Annotated in this window: 22 protein-coding genes; 9 read left to right on the top strand and 13 right to left on the bottom strand. The window is 71.3% G+C overall.

Translation table 11 applies throughout. From position 1 onward, the window contains the following. Together psmB and RJT50_RS06495 are read right to left on the bottom strand one after the other, a co-directional pair. Positions 1 to 735, bottom strand: a complete 735-nt coding sequence (gene psmB, locus RJT50_RS06500; RefSeq protein WP_425499711.1) for an archaeal proteasome endopeptidase complex subunit beta — start codon at positions 733 to 735, stop codon at positions 1 to 3. An 80-nt stretch (positions 736 to 815) separates the two neighbouring features. Further along, on the bottom strand, positions 816 to 998 hold the full coding sequence (locus tag RJT50_RS06495; RefSeq protein WP_313695199.1) for a hypothetical protein: 183 nt from the start codon (positions 996 to 998) through the stop codon (positions 816 to 818). Between the two features lie 341 nt (positions 999 to 1,339). Here RJT50_RS06495 and RJT50_RS06490 point away from each other — a divergent pair, with 341 nt between their 5' ends. The 3 genes from RJT50_RS06490 (at position 1,340) to RJT50_RS06480 (ending at position 3,415) form a co-directional block, all read left to right on the top strand. Further along, positions 1,340 to 1,705: a DUF555 domain-containing protein gene (locus tag RJT50_RS06490; RefSeq protein ID WP_313695198.1), complete on the top strand. Its 366-nt coding sequence runs from the start codon at positions 1,340 to 1,342 to the stop codon at positions 1,703 to 1,705. A 78-nt stretch (positions 1,706 to 1,783) separates the two neighbouring features. Beyond that, entirely contained in the window at positions 1,784 to 2,323 is a 540-nt protein-coding gene (locus RJT50_RS06485; RefSeq protein ID WP_313695197.1) for a CBS domain-containing protein, read from the top strand. Between the two features lie 78 nt (positions 2,324 to 2,401). After that, the gene (locus tag RJT50_RS06480; protein WP_313695196.1) at positions 2,402 to 3,415 is read left to right on the top strand and encodes an alcohol dehydrogenase catalytic domain-containing protein; all 1,014 of its coding nucleotides are present in this window, start codon (positions 2,402 to 2,404) and stop codon (positions 3,413 to 3,415) included. Between the two features lie 32 nt (positions 3,416 to 3,447). Here RJT50_RS06480 and purM read toward each other — a convergent pair whose 3' ends face one another. The 5 genes from purM to RJT50_RS06455 all read right to left on the bottom strand — a co-directional run bounded on the left by purM (position 3,448) and on the right by RJT50_RS06455 (position 10,281). Then, positions 3,448 to 4,479 carry a phosphoribosylformylglycinamidine cyclo-ligase gene (gene purM, locus RJT50_RS06475; protein ID WP_313695195.1) on the bottom strand — a complete coding sequence of 344 codons (1,032 nt, stop codon included), beginning with the start codon at positions 4,477 to 4,479 and terminating at the stop codon, positions 3,448 to 3,450. Positions 4,480 to 4,861: 382 nt separating this feature from the next. Continuing rightward, entirely contained in the window at positions 4,862 to 6,454 is a 1,593-nt protein-coding gene (locus RJT50_RS06470; protein WP_313695194.1) for an acetolactate synthase large subunit, read from the bottom strand. Continuing rightward, positions 6,451 to 7,851, bottom strand: coding sequence for an NAD-dependent succinate-semialdehyde dehydrogenase (locus tag RJT50_RS06465; protein ID WP_313695191.1), 1,401 nt, complete (start codon positions 7,849 to 7,851; stop codon positions 6,451 to 6,453). Before RJT50_RS06465 ends, RJT50_RS06470 begins: the two co-directional genes overlap by 4 nt. Before the next feature lie 73 nt (positions 7,852 to 7,924). Further along, positions 7,925 to 8,557, bottom strand: coding sequence for a zinc metalloprotease (locus RJT50_RS06460; protein ID WP_313695190.1), 633 nt, complete (start codon positions 8,555 to 8,557; stop codon positions 7,925 to 7,927). Continuing rightward, positions 8,554 to 10,281 carry a TraB/GumN family protein gene (locus RJT50_RS06455; protein WP_313695188.1) on the bottom strand — a complete coding sequence of 576 codons (1,728 nt, stop codon included), beginning with the start codon at positions 10,279 to 10,281 and terminating at the stop codon, positions 8,554 to 8,556. The genes RJT50_RS06460 and RJT50_RS06455 overlap by 4 nt, the downstream gene beginning before the upstream one ends. Before the next feature lie 535 nt (positions 10,282 to 10,816). Here RJT50_RS06455 and RJT50_RS06450 point away from each other — a divergent pair. From RJT50_RS06450 to RJT50_RS06435, 4 genes are all read left to right on the top strand, one after another. Further along, entirely contained in the window at positions 10,817 to 11,287 is a 471-nt protein-coding gene (locus RJT50_RS06450; RefSeq protein ID WP_313695186.1) for a bifunctional nuclease family protein, read from the top strand. Between the two features lie 90 nt (positions 11,288 to 11,377). Beyond that, positions 11,378 to 12,754 (top strand): methyl-accepting chemotaxis protein, encoded by a 1,377-nt coding sequence (locus tag RJT50_RS06445; protein WP_313695184.1) that lies wholly within the window; start codon positions 11,378 to 11,380, stop codon positions 12,752 to 12,754. Between the two features lie 97 nt (positions 12,755 to 12,851). Next, complete coding sequence (locus RJT50_RS06440) at positions 12,852 to 13,343, top strand: acyl-CoA thioesterase (RefSeq protein ID WP_313695183.1); 492 nt, start codon at positions 12,852 to 12,854, stop codon at positions 13,341 to 13,343. 152 nt (positions 13,344 to 13,495) lie between these two features. After that, positions 13,496 to 15,889, top strand: a complete 2,394-nt coding sequence (locus RJT50_RS06435; RefSeq protein WP_313695181.1) for a methyl-accepting chemotaxis protein — start codon at positions 13,496 to 13,498, stop codon at positions 15,887 to 15,889. An 84-nt stretch (positions 15,890 to 15,973) separates the two neighbouring features. Here the strand turns inward: RJT50_RS06435 and RJT50_RS06430 are convergent, their stop codons facing one another. Next, positions 15,974 to 17,029: a S1C family serine protease gene (locus RJT50_RS06430; protein WP_313695179.1), complete on the bottom strand. Its 1,056-nt coding sequence runs from the start codon at positions 17,027 to 17,029 to the stop codon at positions 15,974 to 15,976. Between the two features lie 143 nt (positions 17,030 to 17,172). On the opposite strand from RJT50_RS06430, the gene RJT50_RS06425 reads away from it, so the two are divergent. Both RJT50_RS06425 and RJT50_RS06420 read left to right on the top strand, forming a co-directional pair. Next, positions 17,173 to 17,625 carry a DUF7992 family protein gene (locus RJT50_RS06425; protein WP_313695176.1) on the top strand — a complete coding sequence of 151 codons (453 nt, stop codon included), beginning with the start codon at positions 17,173 to 17,175 and terminating at the stop codon, positions 17,623 to 17,625. A gap of 65 nt (positions 17,626 to 17,690) precedes the next feature. Next, positions 17,691 to 17,825, top strand: a complete 135-nt coding sequence (locus RJT50_RS06420) for a DUF7128 family protein (protein ID WP_281375706.1) — start codon at positions 17,691 to 17,693, stop codon at positions 17,823 to 17,825. Between the two features lie 135 nt (positions 17,826 to 17,960). Here RJT50_RS06420 and RJT50_RS06415 read toward each other — a convergent pair whose 3' ends face one another. The 5 genes from RJT50_RS06415 to aroA all read right to left on the bottom strand — a co-directional run bounded on the left by RJT50_RS06415 (position 17,961) and on the right by aroA (position 23,816). Further along, on the bottom strand, positions 17,961 to 18,389 hold the full coding sequence (locus RJT50_RS06415) for a universal stress protein (protein ID WP_313695173.1): 429 nt from the start codon (positions 18,387 to 18,389) through the stop codon (positions 17,961 to 17,963). A 71-nt stretch (positions 18,390 to 18,460) separates the two neighbouring features. Then, entirely contained in the window at positions 18,461 to 19,642 is a 1,182-nt protein-coding gene (gene aroC / locus RJT50_RS06410; protein WP_313695172.1) for a chorismate synthase, read from the bottom strand. A gap of 103 nt (positions 19,643 to 19,745) precedes the next feature. Next, positions 19,746 to 21,137 carry a cytochrome P450 gene (locus RJT50_RS06405; RefSeq protein WP_313695170.1) on the bottom strand — a complete coding sequence of 464 codons (1,392 nt, stop codon included), beginning with the start codon at positions 21,135 to 21,137 and terminating at the stop codon, positions 19,746 to 19,748. Between the two features lie 106 nt (positions 21,138 to 21,243). After that, positions 21,244 to 22,413, bottom strand: coding sequence for an iron-containing alcohol dehydrogenase family protein (locus RJT50_RS06400; RefSeq protein WP_313695167.1), 1,170 nt, complete (start codon positions 22,411 to 22,413; stop codon positions 21,244 to 21,246). A gap of 110 nt (positions 22,414 to 22,523) precedes the next feature. Then, positions 22,524 to 23,816 carry a 3-phosphoshikimate 1-carboxyvinyltransferase gene (gene aroA, locus RJT50_RS06395; RefSeq protein WP_313695164.1) on the bottom strand — a complete coding sequence of 431 codons (1,293 nt, stop codon included), beginning with the start codon at positions 23,814 to 23,816 and terminating at the stop codon, positions 22,524 to 22,526. Positions 23,817 to 23,842 lie beyond the last annotated feature (26 nt).

The raw sequence follows: 23,842 nt of genomic DNA, 5'->3' as shown, positions 1-23,842 counted from the left end.
TCAGGCTTCCGCGCCGAGCAGCGCGTCGATGTCCTTGTGCCGGGAGATCTCGACGCCGTCCTCGGTGACGACGGCGACGTTGATGCCGTTGCCCGAGGCCAGGTCGCGCTCGACGGCGGACTTGATCGCGCGGGCCGCGACGGCCTCCGCGTCGCCGACGGTGAGGTCGTCGCTGTACTCCTGTTCGAGCACGCCGAGCGCGTACTGGCTGCCCGAGCCGGTGACGGTGTACTCCTCCTCGGTCATGCCGCCGGCCGGGTCGATGGAGTAGACGTGGGGGCCCTCCTCGTCGACGCCGCCGAGGATGGGCTGGACGACGTAGAAGGCGCCAGAGCGCAGGAGGTTCCCGGTCAGCGTCGAGAGCGCGCGCATGCTCATCTCCTTGCTCCGGCGCGCCTCGTAGAGGTTCGTTTCGGCCTTCAGGGTCTGGATGAGGTTCTGTGCGGCCGAGACCGACCCGGCGATGGTGAGCGCGCCGCGCGGGTGGATCTGTTCGACCTTCTGGACGTCCTTCGAGGAGACCATGCGGCCGAGCGATGCGCGCATGTCGGTCGCGAGGACGACGCCCTCGTCGGTCCTGATGCCGACGGTCGTCGTGCCGGTCTTCATCCCTTCACCCGTGTCGGCAGCCTTGGCCCGCTGGTCGGCGTTCGGGAACTCGCCGAGTTCCGGACCGAAGACGGTCTCGTCGCCACCGAGCGGGTCGAGGTCGGCCATATCGCCGGATGGTCGCATTACCACTCGGTTGGCGGTCGGCGCTGATAAAGTCATTCCTTCCAGAACCGGCGGGGTCGGCTCGTCCGGTTCGTCCCAGCCTACCGTCGGTCGCGCTGTTCGCTGTACGCGCGAGAGATCCGCGCGACGAGGCGGTCGAGGCCGAGCCTGACGCCCGCCCGCCGCGTGGCGAGCACGAGCGGGAACAGCAGGATCCCGGTAAGGACGGTGAACTGGTGTAGGGTGAACAGCCCGGCGCGCCGGGCCGTGTCGGTCGCGGTCATTGCGTGGCCGGATGGGAACCCGGCTGCATATATAACTGTATCGCCTCGACTATCGGGTTTGAGTTCGACGCCCGCTTGCGATTTGTCCGGATCATCCCGGTCGATCATGTGAGTTTCGCTCGGCCCGGCCAACGAACCGGTGCTTCGCCGACGCCAACGCGCGTTATCGGCGTAACTTACGGGGAACGCCGGGATGGGGTCTGCGTTCCCACGTCGCGGCGTCCGCGCCGCGAGCGGCGACGTGTCGGGTCGGGCCGCGTTCGCCGAAACCGCCCTGTCGGTGCCTCACACGGGGGCGAGCGAACCACAAGAGTCGAAACCCCGCCGCCCCTCCTACGGCCATGAGCAACTACCTGGTCGCCCTCGAAGCGGCATGGTTGGTCCGTGACGTGGAGGACATCGACGACGCCATCGGCGTGGCGGTCAGCGAGGCGGGCAAGCGTCTCAACCAGCAGGACAAGGAGTACGTCGAGGTCGACGTCGGCGCGACGGGCTGTCCCGCCTGCGGCGAGCCGTTCGACTCGGCGTTCATCGCCGCGAGCACGTCGCTCGTCGGCCTGATGCTGGAGATCGAGATCTTCAACGCCGACGGCGAGGAGCACGCGAGCCGCATCGCCAAGAGCGAGGTCGGCGGCGCGCTCCGGGACGTCCCCCTCGACGTCATCGAGGTCATCGAGACCGAGGGCGAGGACGAGACCGACGAGTAAGCGCCCGGAGCGACCGGCCGGTCGGACGGAACCGACGGCGACCGAACGCTTTTAATTACCCGAAGTTATGTGGCCGGTATGGAACTCCCGACGCCACAGGACCTGCGCGAACGGCGCACGGCCCTCGACTTGACTCAGTCGGCGCTGGCCGAGCGCGCCGGCGTCTCCCAGCCCCTCATCGCCCGGATCGAGGGCGGCGACGTCGACCCGCGACTCTCGACGCTGCGGGGCATCGTCGAGGCGCTCGACGAGGTCGAGGGCGACGTGGTCCGTGCGCGGGATCTGATGCACGAGGAGATCATCAGCGTCGCGCCCGACGACAGCGTCCGCGAGGCGGTCGAGGAGATGGACGCCGAGGCGTACTCACAGCTCCCGGTGCTCCAGGCCGGCATCCCGGTCGGCTCCATCTCGCAGTCGGACGTCATCCACGCCGGCGAGGACGCCGGCGACCTGCCGGTCGGCGAGGTGATGTCGGAGTCGTTCCCGACGGTCGGCACCGACGCGACGGTCGACGAGATCAGGAACCTGCTCGACCACTACAAGGCCGTGATGGTGACCGACGGCGGCGAGGCCGTGGGGATCATCACCGAGGCTGACCTGGCAGCACAGCTCTCGTAGGGTTGGCGATCCCGACCGCGCGACCGGTCGGCCCGAACCGGCGACACTGACTTCCGATCCCCCTCCGTCTACCGACCGATGCGAGCCGCAGCGTTCACGGACCTGATCGGTCCCGACGGCGTGACCCTGATCGACCGAGAGACGCCCGAGCCCGGCACCGGCGAGGCGATCGTCGACGTGGAAGCCTGCTCGATCAACCGCCACGACCTCTGGATCCTCCAGGGCGACTCCGCGATGGTCGATGCCGCCGACCTGCCGTTCGTCAGCGGCCTCGACGTCGCGGGAGTCGTCCGGGACGTCGGCGACGACGTCTCGACCGTCTCCCCCGGGGAGAGGGTCGTCCTCTGTCCGAACCAGACCTGTGGCACCTGCCGGCACTGCCGGGAAGGCCCCGAGAGCCAGTGTCGGGAGTTCTCGCTGTACCACGGCGGGCTCGCGGAGTCCGCGCTCGTCCGCGCCGACCGGCTGCTCCCCCTCCCCGACGGCGTGGCGGCGGCGACCGCGGCCGCGTTGCCGACGGCGTACGTGACCGCGTTCCGGATGCTCCGGCGGGCCGACGTCGGCCCGGGCGACCGCGTGTTCGTCCCCGGCGCGACCGGGGGCGTCGGACTGGCCGCCGTCCAGCTCTGTGACGTCCTCGGGGCGCGCAGCGTCGGCACGTCCTCGTCCGCGGCGAAGCTCGACCGGGTGCGCGACCTGGGGCTCGACCGCGGGATCCGATCGGTCGACGCGGGCGAGATCCGCGAACGCGTCGAGGCGGACGGGAAGGTCGACGCCGTCATCAACCACCTCGGCGGCGAGTTCACCGGACTCGGCCAGGCCGTCCTCCGCCGCGGCGGCACCATGGCCGTCTGTGGCCGAACGGCCGGCGGCACGTCGACGGTCAGGGTGGCCGACCTGTTCCTCCGACACAAGCGGATCGTCGGGAGCACGATGGGGACCCAGCACGACCTGCGGCGGCTCGTCGAACTCGTCGCCGGGGGCGACCTCTCGCCGGTCGTGGACGAGACGTTCCCGCTCGAGGAGACGGGTGCGGCCTTCGCGGCGATGGAAGACCGCGAGGCGGTCGGCAAGCTCGTCGTGACGCCCTGACTCGCGGACAGTCTCCTCACGGGACAGACCGCTTACAGCTTCATGCCGCGAATCGACACGCCGTCGCCCTCCTCGACGCGACCGATCACCCGACCGTCGGTCGCGACCGCAAGCGACTCGGCGGCGTCCGGGTCCAGCGCCGCGACGAAGCCGGTCCCCATGTTGAACGTCCGGTGCATCTCCCCGTCGCTCACGTTGCCCCGCTCCTGCACGAGGTCGAACACGGGCTGGACCGGCCACGGGTCGTCGATCTCGTAGCGGAACGTGCCGAGGCGGTCGAGGTTCGTCCACCCGCCGCCGGTCACGTGCGCGGCAGCGCGGACGCCGTGCTCGCGCATCGGGTCGAGCAGGTCCATGTAGAGCCGCGTCGGTTCGAGCAGCGCCGCGCCCACGGTGTCGTAGCCCTCGAACGGACACGGGTCGGTGTAGTCGCCCTCCCGCGTCACCGCCTCGCGGGCCAGCGTCAGCCCGTTCGAGTGGATGCCCGAGGATTCCCACCCGACGAGCGCGTCGCCCGCCTCCGCCTCGCCGGCGAAGACGGCGTCCTTCCGGGCGAGCCCCGCGCAGGTGCCCGCCAGGTCGAGCCCCTTCACGACCTCGGGCATCACCGCCGTCTCGCCGCCGACCAGCGCGAGGTCGGCCGCCTCGGCGCCGGCGCGGAGCCCCTCGCCGACCTGCTCGGCGAACGCCTCGTCCGGGTCGTCGACCGCGAGGTAGTCGACGAACGCGACCGGGCGAACGCCGGCGGCGACGAGGTCGTTCGCGTTCATGGCGATGCAGTCGATGCCGACCGTCGAGTAGTCGCCCAGCGCCTCCGCGACGAGCAGCTTCGTCCCGACGCCGTCGGTCGCCAGCGCGAGGTAGCGGTCGCCGATGTCGAGCAGGCCCGCGTAGTCGCTCTCGGTTTCCGTGTCGTCGCCGGCGTTCGCCGCGCCGACGAGCGCCGCGGTCGCGGCCTCGCTGGCGTCGATGTCCACGCCAGCGCCGGCGTAGGTGAGTTCCTCGACGTCAGTGTCGGTTTCCTCGGCGTTCTCGGCGTCTCCGTTCCCGCCGTCGTCTCCCATGCTCTCGGGGGCGGTGCGGCGGGGCAAAAGCCCTCCGACCCGCTACGCTGTGAACCGGAATGTGTGTTCTCCGTCGGTCGCTCAGCCTGTCTCGAAAGCCCCCGCGGCTGTCGGCTCCCGCGACCCACGCTGCGCTCCTCGTCACTCGGCCTTCGGCCTCGTTCCTGCGGTGCTTGAGGGGTCGGGGTTCGCCGACAGCCGCGGCCCCTTTCAGTCCCACCCCGCGCCGCCACCGGACCTCGCCCTCCCCAGCCTCCTGCGATGCTCACTCACTCGCTTCGCTCGTTCGCTGCGCTTCTCGTCCCTCGCACGAGCGGCCGCGCTTCGCTTGGCCGCCGCGCGCCGTCCGCACGGCGTCTGGTCGCCCCGCCGGGACTCGCCGTCACGCCCGCCGGTCCGGCGGGTCCGACAGGACGACCTCGATCAGGGAAAGCTCGTCCGACTCGGTCGCGTCGACGGCGTCGCCGAACTCGTCGAGCGACTCCGCCCGGGTCGCATCGACGCCGAAACTCTCCGCGAACGCGACGAGGTCGGGGTTGTCGAAGCGGACGCCGACCGACTCGCCGCGATGCTGCTCCTGGTGTTCGGCGACGACGCCGTACTCGCCGTCGCGGTAGACGACGACCGTGAACGAACAGCCGAGCCGCGTCGCCGTCTCCAGTTCCGCGGCGTTCATCAGGAACCCGCCGTCGCCCGTCGCCACGACCACGTCGTCCTCCAGCGCGAGGTCGGCGGCGAGGCCGCCAGGGACCGCGATGCCCATGCTCGCGAGGCCGTTCGAGATGACGCACCTGCCCGGTTCGTACGTCGGGAACTCGCGCGCGATGGCGAGCTTGTGGCTGCCCACGTCCGAGACGAGCACGTCGCTGTCGGCCATCGCCTCCCGCAGGATCGGGAGCGTGTTGCTCACCGACACCGTGTCCCCGGGGTCGGGCGTCCGCGTCGCGTGCTCGTACACCGTCTCGTGGGCGTCGACGCACCAGGCGTCCCACTGGCTGTCGATGCTGTCGGCCAGCCGGTCCAGCGCCGCAGTCGGGTCGGCGAGCAGTTCCACCTCGGGCGTGTAGTCGGCGTACACCTCGGCGGGTTCGGCGTCGACGTGGACGACCGTCTTCTCGCCGCCGGGGTTCCAGCCCGACGGGTCGTGCTCGGCGATGTCGTAGCCGATCGCGAGCACGCAGTCGGCCCGCTCGACGGCGCCGCCCGCGGCCGACTCCGGCCCGGAGTCGAGCGTCATCAGCGAGCGCTCGTCGCGGTCCGAGATGGCGCCCTTTCCCATGTACGTCGCCACGACCGGCATCCCAGTCGCGTCGACGAACGAGCGGAGCGCGCTGGCCGCGTTCGTCCGGACCGCGCCGTTCCCGGCCAGCACGAGCGGTCGCTCTGCTCCCTCGAGCGTCTCGACGGCCGAGGCGAGTGCCTCGTCGTCGGGCGCCGGTCGCGCGACCGGGCCGTGGTCGGCCAGCGGTTCGCCATCGACCGCCTCGCCAGCGACGTCCTCGGGCACCTCGACGTGTGTCGCGCCGGGCTTCTCGTGTTCGGCCACCTTGAACGCCTTGCGGACCGTCTCGGTCGTCGCGGCCGGGTCCGAGAGCTGTGCGTTCCACTTCACGAGCGGCTCGAACGCGTGGACGACGTCGAGCCGCTGGTGGCTCTCCTTGTGGAGCCGTTCGCGCCCGCCCTGTCCGGTGATGGCGACCAGTGGCGCCTTGTCCAGTTGCGCGTCGGCGACGCCGGTGATGAGGTTCGTCGCGCCCGGGCCGAGCGTGGCGAGACAGACGCCCGCCTCGCCGGTCAGCCGCCCGTGGACGTTCGCCATGAACGCCGCGCCCTGCTCGTGGCGCGTCGGGACGAACGTCACCGACGAGTCCTCGAGCGCGAACAGCAGGTCCTCCAGTTCCTCGCCCGGCAGCCCGAACACGTACTCGACGCCCTCCGCCTCGAGACAGTCGACGACCAGGTCCGCGACCGTCATTCCGACAGGGAGTCGAGTCCGGTCGAGGAGTCCCCGTGCTGGACCCAGACCGTCTTCCGGTTGAGGAACTCCCGGATGCCGTGTCGGGAGAGTTCGCGGCCGTACCCCGACTCCTTCACGCCGCCGAACGGGAGCCGCGGGTCGGACTTCACGATCTCGTTGACGAAACAGCAGCCGGCCTCCAACTGCCTGGCGACCCGTTCCCCCCGTTCGGGGTCGTCGGTCCAGACGCTTGCGCCGAGGCCGAACCGCGAGTCGTTCGCCAGTTCGACGGCCTCCGCCTCGCTCTCGACCCGCCAGACCGAGGCGACCGGACCGAACAGTTCCTCGGTGTCCGCGGGCGAGCCGGGGGGGACGTCCGAGAGCACCGTCGGCGGGTAGTACGATCCCTCCCGGTCCATCGGCTCGCCGCCGGTGTGGACCGTCGCGCCGGCGGCCACGGTGGCCTCGACCTGCTCGTGCAGTTCTTCCATGAGTCCCTGCTGGGCCATCGGCCCGATGTCGGTGCCTTCCTCGAGCGGGTCACCGATCGTCAGGTCCGCCATCTCCGCGACGAACCGGTCGAGGAACTCGTCGTACACCTCGTCGGCGACGATGAACCGCTTGGCGGCGATGCAGGACTCGCCGTTGTTCTGACAGCGACCGTAGACGGCGCTCCCCACCGTGCGGTCCATGGGGGCGTCGTCAAGGACGACGAACGGGTCGCTGCCGCCGAGTTCGAGCACCGTCTTCTTCAGTTCCGCGCCCGCCTTCTCGGCGACGGCGCGGCCGGCGCCCACGCTCCCGGTGAGCGTCGCCGCCCGGACACGCTCGTCCTCGAGGATGGCGTCGATCTCCCCGGAGCCGACGAGCAGCGTCCGAAACGACCCCTCGGGGAACCCCGCGTCGTGGAACACTTCCTCGATGGCGCGCGCACAGCCGGGGACGTTCGAGGCGTGTTTCAGGAGGCCGACGTTGCCGGCGGCGAGGTTCGGCACGGCAAAGCGGAACACCTGCCAGAACGGGAAGTTCCAGGGCATCACCGCGAGCACCGGCCCGAGCGGTTCGTAAGAGACGAGCGTGTGGGCGTCGGACTCGCTACCGATCACCTCGTCCGCGAGCTGTTCGTCCGCGCGCTCGGCGTAGTAGTCACACAGCGTCGCGCACTTTCGCACCTCGGCCCGAGCCTGTGAGACGGGTTTGCCCATCTCGCGGGTCATCAGTTCGGCGTACTCGTCGACGCGCTCGCGGAGCAGGTCGCCCGCGTCCACCAGCAGGTCGGCCCGGTGCTGGACGGTGGTCCCGCGCCAGGATTCGAACGTCTCGGTCGCCGTTTCGAGCGCCGCCTCGACCTCCCCGTCGCTCGGTTCCTCGTAGCTGCCGACCGTCTCGCCGGTCGCCGGGTTCACGCTCTCCATGGGGGCCTCTACGGGAACCAGTTGGTTAGGTTTGGCCCATGGTGGCAACGTGCGGCGGGCCGCCATCGCACCCCTACGGCAGCGCGGCGAACCCGAAGAACACCGCGAGCGCCGCACAGACGAGGAAGCTGACGAACCAGATCGGGGTGCTCCACGAGCGGACGGTCGCGCCGTCGAGCGGGCCGAAGGGGATGAGGTTGAACGCGCCGAGCAGGTAGTTCACCGCGACGCCGTACGAGCCGATCAGCGCGAGCGGTCCGCTCCCCGAGGGGGCGAGCAGCAGGATCGGGAGGAACAGCGTTCCGAGAACCACGTTGACGGCCGGCCCGGCGAGCGCGATGAGCCCGTGTTCGCGCTTCGTGATCCGTCCCTGGTGGTGGACCGCGCCCGGCGCGGCAAAGAGGAACCCCGCGAGCGCCGAGACGACGGCGAGAAACAGCATGCCGTAGTCGGCTCGGAACGCCGCCCGCTGGCCGTATCGTACCGCGACGACCTTGTGGGCGAGTTCGTGCAGCAGGAAGCCGACGCCCGCCGTGAGCAGGCTGATCACGAACGCCGTGGCGAGCCCCCCGAGGCCCCCGGAGGAGAGCGCCGCGATGACCGCCGGGCCGCCGCCGATGAAGAAGAGCGCGAACGCGAGTCCGAGCGCCAGCCACGCGACGAGCAGGTCCCGGCGCTCCGGGGCGGAAAACGAGAGCCCGTTCACGCGAGCACCCCCCGGACCGTCGTCCAGACGATGCGGGCGCTCTCGCGTGCCCCCTCCAGCATGAGCCGTGTGACGCCGGCGTCGAAGCTGCTGGAGAACTGCGGGAGCACGTACAGCCCGAACAGCACGGTGGCGATGATGCTCCCGATGTTCGTCATCGCCACGATGACGATGAGCTTGAACAGCGGCACGTCGAGCATGTCGCGCAGGACGTCGCCGATGGGGCGCGTTTCGTCGGCGAGCAGTTCGTTCAGCCGGCCGATGTCGGCGACGTTGACGGTCAGGTGGCGCAGTTCCATGTAGCCGGTGAACCAGCCGGGCGCGAGCGCGGGGTTGATGGAGGTCATCCAGGCGACCAGCCCGCCGACGCCCGCGGAACTCCAGCGCGCGCCGGCCGCCTTCGCCAGCCCGGCCGCGAACACGCCGTTGATGAGGAACCACGCGGCAAACAGCGTGAGGAGCTGTTCGTTCCGGACCCCCGCCATCGCCAGCAGGAGGAAGAACGCGAGGAACGCCACGGTGACGCCGTAGCCGACGACCTTCCCCCAGGGGACGCCGCGGGATTTCGCCGTCCCCGTGATCGACTCCATCGGGGGGATGGTCGCCGGGTCCGCGAGGTAGCGTTCGATCCCCTCGCGGTGGCCCGCGCCGACGACGGCGACGACCGAGAAGCCGGCCTCCCGGAGGCCGACGAGCCGGTGGGCGATGAACGCGTCGCGCTCGTCGATGAGCGCCTCCGCGCCGCCCGGGGAGAACTGGCGGAACTCCTCCATCATCGCGCTCACCACGTCGGTGTCGGTGAGTTCGGCCGGGTCGAACCCCTCCATCTCCTCCAGTTCCTCCTCGCTCGCCAGCCCGATGCCGGTCAGGCTCATCGTCGCCGCGGCGAGCAGTCCGACGCCGATTCCGACGACGAGGCCCAGGACGAGGCTGCCGATCGCGCCGACGACGAACGGCGAGAGCAGCCCGGTGACCGCACCGGCGCCCGCGCCCGTGACGAACACGACCGAGCCGCCGACCGCGCCGGCGGCGACGCTGCCGAAGAGGCCCGTCGTCGAGTCCAGCCCGAGTTCCGCCGCGAGATAGCTCGCCAGAACGCCGACAACGACGCCCGCGAACGCGCCGGTCGCCACCTGCGCCAGCAGCGCGTCGGTGAGCCCGACGGCCCCGCCGAACAGCGCGAGGACGGGACCGAGCAGCAGGCCGACGACCAGCCCGACGGCGACGCCGGCGATCCTGGGGTCGGTGACGCCGAACGCCAGTGCGCCGACCATTCGGGCCTTCTCCAGGACCGACATCCGGGCCCAGAACCGCTGGATGGTGGTCTGGATGTCGCGGTCGACCAGCGCGACGCCGAGGCCGAACTCCTCTGCGGTCTCGACGGCGGCCATCATCTCCGCGCCGGGTTCGACGTCGAACCGGTCGCCCATCCGCGTCTGGACGTACGAGAGCATCCAGTAGGCGAGGAACTGGAAGACGGTGTTGCCCTGGAGCAGGTCGCCCGGGTCGAGGTCGTCGGGCGTCTCGCCCTTCATCTGACGGTAGCGTCCCTCGTCGAGTTCGACCGCGACGACGTCGGGCCGCTCCGCCTCGATGGTCTCCTCGACCTCGGTGACCGACTCCTCGGAGACGTGGGCGGTGCCGACGACGCGGACGCTCCCCTCGCCGGCCGACCCGGACGGCTCCGGCGGCGCGGGGACGCCGTCGTCGGTGTCCTCGTTCATTGGCGGCGTCTTCCCTCCGACCCCGTTTACGTGTGTCGGAGTCGGTCGTCGGGGTGATTCCGGTGGTTCTTCGGTCGGTTCGACCGTCTCGGCTCGGTCGTTGGTTCGGTGGGTGCATCGACTGCCTCGAAAGCCCCCGCGGCCCCTTTCAGTCCCACCCGCCCCGCCACTGCACAGCCACACGCCTCCCCAGCCGATTCGCTCGTCGCTGCGCTCCTCGCTCATCCCTCGCGCGCACCCGGCGGGCACGGAGGCCCGCCGGCACGCGCCGACCGCATCGGTTGGGCAATCCACGTGGCGCGGCGGTCGAGCGTAGCGAGACCGCTCGTGCGAGGGACGAGAAGCACAGCGAACGAGCGAAGCGAGTGATGCGAGGAGCGCAGCGGCCGCACCGAGTCGATAACCGCGGGGGCTTTCGAGGCGGTCGAAGCGACGGTCAAATCACTTCAGAGGACGACTGGCACGGCCCCCTTTTGAGAACGATCCCAACGGAGCACGCGGTAGGTATTCCTACCCGCCGCCCGAACGTACTCGCATGGACCACGAGGCGGAGGTCGCCGGCATCGGCGTCGGCGTCGGCCCCGACGGCGAGGAGGTTCCCGCGGTCGTGTTACGGGTTCGCGGGGAAGTGCTCCCGATCTTCGTGACGCGCGATCAGGCCCAGTCGATCCGCCTGGCGATGGACGGCGGCGTCTTCGACCGCCCGCTCACCCACGACCTCCTCGTGGAGATGCTCACCGAGTTCGGCGGCGCGGTCGACTCGGTCCGCATCGACGACATCACCGACGGCACGTTCTACGGCAAGGTCGACGCGGAACGCTACGAGGACGGCGAGCCGGAGTCGTTCGTCTTCGACGCCCGCCCGAGCGACGCCATCGCGCTCGCCACGCGGTTCGAGTGCCCCATCCTCGTCGGCGACGAGGTCGTCGACGCGGCCGGCCAGTCGCCCGAGTCGATCGAGATGAGCGGCGGCGACGAGTTCGGGGACGAGGAACGCGGGCGCTGAGGCGGGAACGGCGGGAAGCGGCGGCCCCAGAATCAGGACGAATAATTGCCCGGGAAGCTATAACACGGCCGAGGTGTATCCGCCGACGACATGAGCGACACCGAGGGCGGATCCGCCGGGAGACACGTACCCGGCGGAGGCCGGCCGACGACGGACGGAGCCGAACGGCTCGCCGAGTCGTATCTCGAACGCGCGGACCCTGCCGGGCCGGCCGAGCGCGACCGACTGGAAGCGGCGTTCTGGCGCGACATGTTCGACGGGCTCGTCGCGGCGCTCCCCGAGAGCGCGCTCGTCGTCGACGACGGCGGGCAGATCACCCACTGGAACGAGGCCCACACCGAGATGGTCGGCATCAGCGAGGCGGAGGCAGTCGGCAACAACGCCCACGAGGTGCTCGGCACCGAGGGAACCGAGGAGACGCTGGCCGAAAAAGTCTCGCGGCTCGGGGAGACGGTCGCCGAGGACGACGTCCGCGAGATCCCGGGGAGCGACAAGGCGCTGCAGGTGTACGCGGTCCCGCTCACCGCGCCGGACGGCGAACCGGTCGGGGCGTTCTCGGTCGCCGCGGACGTGACCGACCACGTCAGGCGACAGCGCGACCTCGAACGCCTCCAGTCGCGGGTGAGCGGCGCGATCCGGGAACGCACCGCCGACCTCGCGGACGCCGTCGACGAGGTCGCGGAGTTCGCTGACGACGCCGACGAGTTCGCGGCCAAGCAGGCCGAGCGGATGCGGGAGATCGCGGGGGAGATGACCGACCAGAGCGCCAGCGTCGAGGAGATCGCCGCCAGCGCCGAGCAGGTGACCGTCGCCAGCGACCGGACGCGCGACCTCGTGGAGGAGGGCGACGACGCGGCCACCGACGTCGCCGACGCGATGGCCGGCGTCGAGGACGCGACCGACGAGGTCGCGGGCGCGGTCGACGACCTGACCGACCGGGCCGACGAGGTCGGCGAGGTGGTCGAACTCATCGACGGCATCGCCGAGCAGACGAACATGCTGGCGCTGAACGCGAGCATCGAGGCCGCCAGGGCGGGCGAGGCGGGCGAGGGGTTCGCGGTCGTCGCCGAGGAGGTCAAGTCGCTCGCCGAGGAGAGCCGCGAGCACGCCGAGCGCGTCGACGACCTCGTCGGCGACATGCAAGAGCGGAGCCACGAGACCGCCAGGCTGCTCGACGCGACGACCGACGAGGTGTCGGCCGCCATCGAGCGCATCGACGGCGTGACCGAGGCGCTCTCCGAGATCTCGGCGGCGGTCGAGGAGACGGCCGACGGGGCCGCGCAGGTCGCGGAGGCGACCGACGACCAGGCCGCCTCGGCCGAGGAGGTCGCCGCGATGGTCGAGGACGCGGTCTCGGAGATCGAGACGCTGGAGGACCGGCTCGATGCCGTCGCCGACACCGCCGCCGAGGGCCGCCAGCGCGTCCGGGAGGTCGAGGAGAGCGTCGAGGAACTGCGGACGGAGTGAGCCGGGAGGGCAACGGAGTCGGTTCCGTGGCGAGCCATCACGACACACCGGCGACCCAACGCCGGGGTTCATACGCCGAGGGGTCGAACGCCGAGCCATGACGGACGGACGCGACGGGGTGGCGCTCGCCGAGTCGTACACCGAGATGACCGAACTCCTGTTGCCGAACGACACGAACTACCTCGGCCGCGCGCTCGGGGGGACGGTGCTCCACTGGATGGACATCTGCGGGGCCATCGCCGGGATGCGCTTCGCCTCCGAACAGGTCGTCACCGCGTCGATGGACCACGTCGACTTCATCTCGCCGATCGATCTGGGCGAGGTCGCCGTCGTCGAGGCGTACGTGTTCAACACCGGCCGGACGAGCGTGGACGTGAAAGTCGACGTCCGCGCCGAGAACCCGCGGACCGGCGATGAGCGCGTGACCACCTCCTCGTTTTTCACGTTCGTCGCGCTCGACGACGACGGCCGCCCGACGCCCGTCCCCTCGCTCGAGTGCCCGAGCGAGAACGAGTCGGAACTCCGGCGGGTCGCCGTCGAGGAGCGGCGGACCCAGCTGGAGAACGTTGCGGACCGGCTCGAGGGCTGACCGGACCGGGAGTTGGATCGGCCCGACGGCAAGAACTCCCGATCAGGCCGACCCGGCGGTCTCCGGGCGACCGAACGGGCGTCCCGGAACGCCGTTCTCACCGACGAGAACTGCGGCCGCGAGTTTAACTTGCGGCTTCCGCGAGCCTCGGTATGACACTCGTTCCGGACGCGATCCGCCGCTCGTACCTGCGGAAGTTCGCGGCGGTGACCCTCCTGACGCTGGTCGTCGTCGCCGGCGTGGGCGCGGCGATGCAGGGACAGGTCGCGTCGGACCTCCGCGAGCGGACCCACGACGACCTCCGTTCGAGCGCCGAGTTGAACGCGGCGGACCTCGGCGGCTGGGTCGAGGAGCACCGCCAGACGACGCGGCTCGTCTCCGACATGGCGAAGGGGCGCGACGACACGGGGATGAAGACGCTGTTCGGCACCGAGGTGAACCGGCTCCCCGGCGACGTGGCGGCGCTCCACTACGTCGACGCCGAGACGATGCGGGTCAACGTGAGCAGCGACGAGGCCGCGGTCGGCACGACGCTCGACGGCGTGGTCTGGGAGGAGACCGGGAGCCAGTCCCTGGTCGGGCTCTCCCCCGTCGGGACGGCCGTTTCGAGCGTCTTCGGCGACGACGATCAACGGAAGGTGGCGTTCGCCAGCTACGTGCCCGGCACCACGAACGCGGTCGTGATGACCGTGAACGCGACCGCCCGTGACGCGGCGCTGCGGTCGGCCGGGACCGAACGGTTCACGCGCGTCGTCGACGGCCGGACCGCGACCGTCCAGTTCGCCTCCGACGTCGACCGTGCGGGAAGCACCTACCCGGGCGGTACGGAAGCGCCCGCAGTGAACGCCGCGTCTTCGGGTGAATCCGGCGTTCACGAGGCGGACGGCAGCGACGTCGTCACGGCCTACGCTCCGGTCGAGGGGACCGACTGGGTCGTCGTCACGACGGTTCCCAAATCGAGCGCGTACGCGCTTGCCACGGACGTCCGGCGCGGGTTCCTGATCGTCATCGGCCTGTCGCTGCTCGGGTTCGTCGTGCTGGGCGTGACGATGGGCCGGACGACCGGGGTGACGCTCCGGGGGCTCGCCGGGCGCGCCGAGGCGCTCGCGAACGGGGAGACGGACGTCGACGCGACCCGGACGGACCGCATCGACGAGGTCGGCGACGTTCGCAACGCCATCGTCGACGTGACCGAGTACCTCGATTCGGCGTCCGCACAGGCCGACGCGGTGGCCCGGAAGGAGTTCGACGCGGCCGCGTTCGACGAGGACGTGCCCGGCGAGCTCGGCGAGTCGCTGCTGTCGATGCGGGCCGACCTGCGCTCGCTAATCGCGGAGATGGAGGCGACGAACGAGGAGCTCGAACGCGTCGCCGCCGCGTACGGCGACCGACTCGACGCGGCCGCCGACGGCGACCTCACGGTGCGGCTGCCCGCCGAGACCGACAACGAAGCGATGCGCTCGGTCGCCCACGCGTGCAACGGGATGCTCGCGGACCTCGAGCGCACGGTCGGTCGCGTCGACAGCGTCGCCGACGAGGTTGCGCGGTCGAGCACGGAGGCGAGCGAGGGCGTCGCGGAGGCCGAGCAGGCGAGCCGCGAGGTGGCGAGCGCGACCGACGAGATCTCGGCCGGCGCGGCAGAGCAGTCCGAGCACCTCTCGGAGGTCACCTCGGAGATGGGACAGCTCTCTGCGGCCGTCGAGGAGGTCGCGGCCACCGCCGGCGAGGTCGCGGAGCAGTCGACGGAAGCAGTCGAGACGGGCGAGGAGGGGACGGCGCTCGCGGACGCGGCCGTCGACGAGATGGCGGCGATCGAGTCCGCGAGCGAGGAGACGGCGGACGCCGTGGGCGGGCTTGAGTCCGAGGTCGAGGAGATCGGCGAGATCGTCGAACTCATCGACGGCATCGCGGAACAGACGAACGTGCTCGCGCTGAACGCGAGCATCGAGGCCGCCCGTGCGGGCGAGGCGGGCGAGGGGTTCGCGGTCGTCGCCGAGGAGGTCAAGTCGCTCGCAACCGAGACGCGGGAGGCGACCGCCAGGATCGCGGGCCTGGTCGAGCAGGTGCAGGACTCGACCGACGACGCCGTCGCGGACATCGAGGGGATGCGCGAGCGGGTCGCGGACGGCACAGAGACCATCGAAGCGGGCCTCTCCGCGCTGGAGGACGTCGTGGACGCCGTGGAGTCGGCCAACGACGGCGTCCAGTCGATCAGCAGGGCCGCCGACGACCAGGCCGCCTCGGCCGAGGAAGTCGCCACGCTCGCCGAGGACGTGGCGACCGTGAGCGAGGAGACCGCGGCCGAGGCCGACACCGTCTCCGCGGCCGCCGAGGAGCAGAGCGCGTCGCTCGATCAGGTGAGCGGCGAGGTGGCACGGGTCTCCGAGCGCGCCACCGAACTGCGGAGCCTCACCGAGCAGTTCGAGACTGAGCACGAGCGCGAGGTGAACGGGGACAGCGTGGCCGAGGAAGCGGGGCGCGGGGGAACGAGCGGGGACTCCGGCTTCGCGTTCGACGGGGAGACCGTCGCGGCTGACGACGACTGAAGCGCGGAGCGTTCCGAACCGACCGGGATGAGTTCGTCGGACGTGCCGACCGGGACGACCGCCGGGGCGTCGACGGACCGACCGTCAGGAGGGCTGCGGTCGCGCGCCGAGCGTGAGGTCGACGGTCAGCTCCTCATCCTCGCGCAACACCGTGACCGGAACCGTCTCGTCGGGGCCGGTGTCGAGCGCGAGCGTGTTCGAGAGGTCCGCCATCGTCTCGACGTCGTCGCCGTTCAGCCCCCGGATCACGTCGCCGCCGGTCGGCACGGCGACGCCGTCCGTCACCGTCTCGGCGTCCGCTCCCCGGAGGACCCCTTCCGACGGCCCGCCCGCCAGCACCTCGGCGACGACGACGCCGCCGACGTCCGCGAGGTCGTACGTCTCGGCGACAGCGGGCGTGACCTCCAGCAGGCTCGTTCCCATGTACGGGTGGTCGTACCGACCCTCCGCGGCCAGCGCCGGGACGACCCGCGTCGCGAGCGCGGCCGAGATGGCGAAGCCGACGTTCTCGCCGCCGGCCGAACTGACCACGCCGACGACGTCGCCGTCGAGCGTGACGAGCGGCCCGCCGCTGTTTCCGGGGTTCAGCGCGGCGTCCGTCTGGACGGCGTCGGCGATCTGGAACTCGTTGGGCGCGGGGAGCAGTCGGTCGACGCCGCTGATGATCCCCTCCGAGGCGGAGCCGTCGAAGCCGTACGGCGAGCCGATCGCGAGGACGTCCGTGCCGACCGGCGGCTCCGGGTCGGTGTCGACGAACGGGAGCGGGGTCGCCGATTCGGGGCGCTCGGCAGGGCGCAGGACCGCGAGGTCGCTGTAGGCGTCCGTGCCGACGACGGTCGCCCCGCGCCACTCGTTGCCCTCGAACCTGAGTCGGACGTCAGTCGCGTCGGCGACGACGTGCTCGTTCGTGATCACGACGCCGTCGGGACCGACGAACCCCGACCCCTCCGCGACGGGACCGTTCGGTCCGTAGACGAGCACGCCGACCACCGAGGGGAGCGTCGCCTCGTAAACGGTGGTCGTGTCGGGCGTCGCGCTCTCCCCGGACGAGCCGGCCGAACTCCCGACCCGCACGCAGCCCGCGAGGCCGCCGGCGGCCGCGGTGCCAGCGGCGGCGAGGAACTCCCTCCGATTGGGCATGGGCATCGCTTCGTCCGCGCTCGGTTAACTCCGACGCTCTCACGGGAGGACGTCCGTTCCCGCGGGAACACTCTCGCGTTCCGCCCGGCGGTCGCTCACGTTCCTGCGGCAGGTCTTTGCCGGGCGACGGGAAACGGTCCCGCATGAGCCTCGACGTGGAGCCGCCGGAGCCGCCGGAGTTGAACGCGGTGGACCCGAGCAGCTACGACGACACGGAGGTCGGCGGGGAGAACTACCGGCGCGAGGAACTGGAGGCGTTCCTCCGCGAGGGGGCCTGGGCGGAGGCGTTCGACCAGTGGGCGGCCGGCGCGGACCTCGACGAGACCGAGTGGATGATCGTCGAGGCGCTCGATCTCGTCGCCCGATTCGACTTCTTCTGGGACGACTTCGCCGACCGGGTGGGCTATCACGCGCCCGGCATCCCCGAGGACTGGAAGGAGCGCGACCTGCACCCGGGGCTCGACTCGTGGTCGCAGGTGTCGGCCATCAACGCCGGGCTCACCGAGTTCGGGCAGGTCGTCTGTGAGGTGCTGAAAGAGGAGTACGTCGACTGGGAGAGCGAGTTCGACGCGCCCGAGGACCTCCCCGACTTTTGAGCCGAGGGGCGCGCCGGCGGACGAGTCGCCGGTAGCGATTTACCGACGCGGTCCAACGTCCGAGTATGGTCACCGAGACCGAGCGGGACGACATGACGTGGTACCAGTGCGAGCGGTGCGGGCTCCTGCTGGACGACCCCGACGACGCCCGCCAGCACGAGGAGAACTGCGACGCCGAGGAGCCCTCGTACCTCCAGTAACCGGCCGTCCCCACCGAGCGTCCCGCCGGAGAACGGGCCAGAGTCGGCTCGGTCTCCACGCCCTCCGAACCTCCCGCGTCGTGCGCTCACGGACTCACGCCGATTCTCGATCCCCCCAGGCCGTCGATCTCCCGCCTACTCCTCGTCCAGCCGAACCGTCATCACGGGCACGTTCGCGGTCCGAACCACCCGCTCGGTGACGCTGCCGAGCAGGAACCGGTCGAGCCCCCGCCGGCCGTGGGTCGCCATCACCACGAGGTCCACGCCGTACTCGTCGGCGTAGTCGACGATGGTCCCGTGGGGGTCGCCCTGGAGCACCTCCGTCACCCTGTCGACGGCCGGGTCCAGCGCGGCCGACGTCTCCTCGACGATCTCGTGGCCCTTCTCGCTCAACACGTCCGTCGTCTCGCCCCCCGCGAGCGTGGCGACGCTGTCGCGGTTCGTGTCGGCGACGAACAGGACGTGGACTCTCGCGTCGAACGCCAGGCCGAGCGCTTCGGCGTGTGCCAGCGCGGCCTCGGTGCCGTCGCTTCCGTCGGTCGGCAGGAGGACCTCGTCGTACATCGTGGCACGTTTCGGAGCGGGGATACTTCGTCCTGCTGGCGCCCCACGCCGGTTCTACTTCGGTCGCAGGCTCACTCCGGACTGCTCGGATGGTACTCCGTGTCGTACTCCCCCACATCCCCATCCAGTCGATCCGGATTGATCCGCCCCCCCAGCAGCATGAAGTCGAGCACCGTACACCACAACATCGCCTCGACCACCGGCACGCCCCGCGGGGGCAACACCGGGTCGTGGCGGCCGACGACCTGGATCTCCTTCTCCTCGCCCGTCTCCCAGTCGACGGTCGTCTGCTCCTTCGGAATCGACGTCGGCGCGTGGAACGACACCTCGCCGTAGATCGGTTCGCCGGTGGTGATGCCGCCCTGAAGCCCGCCGTGATCGTTGCCGACCGGCACCGGGTCGCCCTCGTCGCTGACGGTTTCGTCGTGACCCTCGCCGTCGTCGAACTCCCAGTTCTCGTTCCGCTCGTGGCCCGCGACCTCCCGCGCGTCGCGCCCGAGGCCGAACTCGAACGCCGTCGTGGCCGGGATGGCCATCATCGCGCGGCCGAGCCGCGAGGGCACCGAGTCGAAGCGCGGCGCGCCGAGCCCGCGCGGGACCCCGCGAGCCTCGAACGCGATCGCGCCGCCGATGGAGTCGCCCGCCTCCTGGTACTCGTCGATGCGTTCGCGCATCCGTTCGGCCGTCTCCGGGTGGCCACACCGCACCTCGTTCTCCTCCGAGTGCTCCAGCATCTCCGCGAAGCTCACCTCCGGGGCCTCGACGTCGCCGATCTGGTTGACGTGGGCCTTGATCTCGACGTCGTACTCGCTCCCGTCGAGCACCGCCTTCGCCACCGCACCGGCGGCGACCCAGTTCACCGTCTCGCGCGCCGAGGAGCGGCCGCCGCCGCCCCAGTTGCGCGTCCCGAACTTCGCGGAGTAGGTGAAGTCGCCGTGCGAGGGCCGCGGCGCGGTGACGAACGGCTCGTACTTGCCCGAGCGGGCGTCCTTGTTCTGGATGACCATCCCGACCGGCGTGCCCGTCGTGTAGCCGTCCTGGAGCCCGGAGTTGATCGTCACCTCGTCGGGCTCGCCGCGGCTGGTCGTGATCATCGACTGCCCGGGCTTGCGGCGGTCGAGGTCGCGCTGGATCGTCTCCTCGTCCAGTTCGACGCCGGCCGGCACCCCCGAAACGGTACACCCCATCGCGTCGCCGTGGCTCTCACCGTAGGTGGTGACCCGGAAGAGCCGGCCGAACTCGTTGCCGTTCATTACCTTCGGCTCGGGCGGCGGACCATTTCAAGCTTCCACTCGGCGCAATCGAAGGATCGGACCCCGGATCCCGGCCCTCGCGGAACCGACCCAGCTACCGGCCTCAGTCCTCCGCGGGCACGGCCTCGTCGGTTCGGCGGCCGGTCGCCCCGACGGCCCGCTCCCGGATCCGCATCCTGACGGGATCGGACGGGCGCGAGGTGATGCTCGCGATCAGGTCCAGTTCCCCCGAGCCGACGAGTTCGAACCGGTAGGACTGGAGGAGCGTGGCGAGCACGAGCTTCGCCTCCAGCATGGCGAACCGGTCGCCGATGCAGCGACGGGGGCCGGCCGAGAACGGGAAGTAGCCAAGTCTGGGAAGGTCGGCCTCCAGCTCGTCGGTCCAGCGCTCCGGCCGGAACGACTCCGGGTCGTCGTAGACGTCGGAGTCGCGGTGGACGACCCACTGGCTGATCGAGAGCGTCGACCCCGCCGGGATCCGATAGCCGCCGAGCGTGACGTCCTCGGTCGGCTCCCGCAGGATGCCGTGGACGGGCGGCAGCAAGCGCATCGACTCCTGGACGACCTGCTCCAGGTACGGGAGGTCGCCGACGGCCCCGAGCGTCGGCGTCTCGCCGTCGAGCTTTGCGTCGAGTTCGGCCAGCAGCCGTCGTTCGACCTCGGGGTGTCGCGCCAGCAGGTGGAGCGTGAACGTGAGCGAGAGCGCGGTCGTCTCGTGGCCCGCCAGCAGCAGCGTCTTCACCTCGTCGCGCACCTGCTCGTCGCTCATCGACTCCCCCTCCTCGTCCTCGGCGCGCAACAGCGCCGAGACGACGTCATCGCCGGGGTCACCCCGCTTTTCGGCGATGATCTCGTCGACGATGCGGTCCAGCGTCGCCACCGCCTCGTCGACGGACTGTCTGGCCGGCGTCGGCACCCAGGGCGGCAGCAGGTCGAGCAGCGACCCGGCGGCTGCCTCCATCACGGTGTCGAGCGCGGCCCCGACCGCGGGCGTCCGGTCCCGGATGTCGACGCCCATGAGCGCGGTCGCGACGATGTCGAGCGTCAGCGCCATCGTCTCGCCGTGCACGTCCCGGACGTCGCCGTCCTCCCAGTTCGCGGTCGCGCGGCGCGTGCTGTCGGTCATCATCCCGGCGTACTCGGCGATCCGATCGGGCGTGAACGCCGGCTGGATGAGGTGGCGCTGGCGACGCCAGAACTCCCCTTCGCTGTTCAGCAGGCCGTTCCCGAGCACGGGGGCGAGCTGCTGCTGGAACAGCTCGCCCTTCACGTAGCGCTGGTTGTCCTGGACGAGCACCTGCTCGACCAGGTCCGGGTCCGTGAGCAGGAACACGTCGGTTCCGAGCACCGTGTACCTGGCCAGGCCGCCGTGCTCGCTCGCCAGCCGCTCCCTGAAGCCGAACGAGTCGCGCCTGACGTCGAGAAACGAGCCGAGGAGGGGCGTTCCGTCGGGGCCGGGAACTGACGACGGGGGGCGGGCGGGCTGCTCGCTCATGGGCCGTTCTACGCGGCCCCGCGGCATAGGCGTTCGTCAACTCGGGGATCGTTCCACGCCGTTTCGACCGCGCCGGGAACGGGCCAGGTTGCAACCTGTCGCCCGCTCACCAGGCGTCCCGGAGCAGCCGTTCGGTCGCACCCGCGTCGAGTTCGTACCCCTCCGGGGCGTTCGCGAGCAGCGAGTCCGTCGCCGTCACGCGGGCCGCCTCCGCGAGCCCGTCCTCGCGGACGCCCTCGACCGCGGAGAGCCGAGTCGGGAGGTCCAGTTCGTCCCGGAGCCGGGCGACGGCGTCGACCACGCCGGCCGCGCCGGCAGCGTCGAAGGCGTCGCGCAGCGCCTCGGTGTCGGCGTCGGACTCGAGCAGGTCCCGCAGGACGCTGGGCGCGACGACCGCGTGGGCGACGCCCTGCTGGATGCCGAACGCGTCCCGGAGTCCGTGGCCGAACGCGTGCAGGACGTTCAGCGTCATCGAGCCGGGTCGCGAGACGCCGTACTGTGCCAGGACGATGCCCGCGACCGCGCGGTCCATCGCGTCCGCCGAGTCGAGCATGGCCGGGAGCCCATCGAGCAGCGCGTCGATTGCGCGCGTCGCGGTCGCGTCCGTGATGGCCGAACGGTTGCGCGAGTAGAGCGTCTCGACGGCCTTGTCGAAGCCGTTCATCGCGGAGCCGGCGAGCACGCCCGCGGGCGTCGTCTCGAACAGCGCCGGGTCATAACAGAACGCCGCCGGCATCAGCGCCTCGCCGCCGACGCCGGTGCTGACGACCTCCCCGCCCAGGTCCACGGTGACGCCCGCGATGACCGACATGTCCGCGCCGGCGAGCGTCGTCGGCACCGGCACCAGCGGCGTCAACGCGTCCTCGTCCTCGGGGAGCGCGATGCCACCGGTCGCTTCCACCTCGTCCCGGACGTCGCCGAGCGTCCGGCCGTCCGCGCGGAGGGCGCTGGCGACCGTCGCCACGTCGAGACTGGATCCGCCGCCGACCGGGACGAGCGCGTCGGCGTCGAGTTCGTCGGCCCGGTCCGCGACGCGGACGGCGGTGGCGACGCGCTTGTCGGGGGTCGTTCCGTCGAACACGCCGGCGAGTCGCTCCCCGAGTCCGGCCTCGATCGGGTCCATCAGGTCGCGGTTCGCGCCGACGTTGGAGCCGCAGACGACGAGTCCGCGGTCACGGCCGGCGTCAGCGAGCACGTCGCCCAGGCCGGCGACGCTGCCGCGCCCGTAGTGGATCGCGCCGGGCCGAAAGTCGAACACGAACGGGTCGGTGTCCATGCTGGCACCTCGGCGGGCACGCCGAAAACGGTGCTGGCTCCGGTGGGCGTCCCGCGTCGGCCGTCCGGGCCGACGCTGCTGGACGCCCGATCGACGCTCGGTCGGGCGCGTCAGTCCCGCCGGACCGACGCCCCCAGTTCGGCCAGCGTCTCGAAGAACCCGGGGAACGACACCTCGACGTGTTCCGCGCCGCGGACGGTCGTTTCTCCCTCGGCGACGAGGCCCGCGACGGCGAGCGCCATCACGAGTCGGTGGTCGCCGCGCCCGTCGACCGTCCCGCCACGCAGGGCCGAGTCGTCGCCGTGGACGGTGAGCGAGTCGGGTTCCTCCGTGACGCTCGCGCCGAGCGTCTCCAGTTCCTCGGCCATCGCGCTCACCCGGTCGGTCTCCTTGTAGCGGACGTGCTCGGCGTTGCCGATGCGGGTGTCGCCGTCCGCCACCGCCCCGAGGACCGCGATCGTCGGGAGCAGGTCCGGCGTGTCGCCGACGTCGACGGTGACGCCCGAGAGCGACGAGCGGCGGACCGTGATCTCGCCCGCCTCGCGGTCCCAGTCGATCCCGGCGCCCATCCGTTCGATCACGTCCACGATCGCAGAGTCGCCCTGCGCGCTCGGGCGAGCGCCCTCGACGACGACCGATTCACCGTCGGCGGCCGCGACCGCGCCGGCCGCCAGCAGGTACGACATCGAGGAGAAGTCGCCGGGCACGGCGTACTCGTCGGCGCGATACGACTGGCCGCCCGGAACCCGGAAGCCGGTCCCGGTCCGCTCCGAGTCGACGCCGAAGTCCGCGAGCACCTCGCGCGTGATCTCGACGTAGGGCGCGGACTTCAGTTCGGTCTCCAGGTCGACCGCGACCCCGTCGTCGGTCACCGCGCCGGCCATCAACAGCGCGGTGACGAACTGGGAGGAGACGTCGCCCGGAATCGACACCTCGCCGCCGGCCATCCCGTCGCCCACGACCAGCGGTGCCTGCCCGTTGCGCCTCGTCGACTCGGCGCGTCCGCCCAGCGACGCGACCGCGTCGAGGAGCGGTCCCTGCGGCCGGGAGCGGAGCGAGCCGTCGCCGGTCAGCACGACCAGGTCCTCGGCCAGCCCCGCGGCGGCCGTGACGAGCCGCATCGTCGTGCCGGAGTTGCCACAGTCGATCACGTCCTCGGGCGTCTCCGGCCGGCCGTCGAACCCCTCGACGCGGGCGGCCGATCCGTCCTCGTCCCATTCTACCGACCCGCCGAACGCCGTCACCGCGCGGCCGGTCGCGTGCGGGTCGGCGCTGTCGAGCGGGTCGCGTACGACGGTCCCGTCGCCGTAGCCGGCCGCGAGCAGCGCCCGGTGGGTGTAGCTCTTCGAGGGCGGTGCGCGCGCACGGCCCCGAACCCGCGACGGCGAGAGGTGAACGTCCATGTCCGTCGCTGCGCTCCCGGCGGCAA

The organism is Halobaculum sp. XH14 (assembly GCF_032116555.1).
Lineage (GTDB): Archaea > Halobacteriota > Halobacteria > Halobacteriales > Haloferacaceae > Halorarum > Halorarum halobium.
The sequence above is the reverse complement of the archived record's forward strand: the minus strand, read 5'-3'. Positions and strand labels throughout refer to the sequence as shown.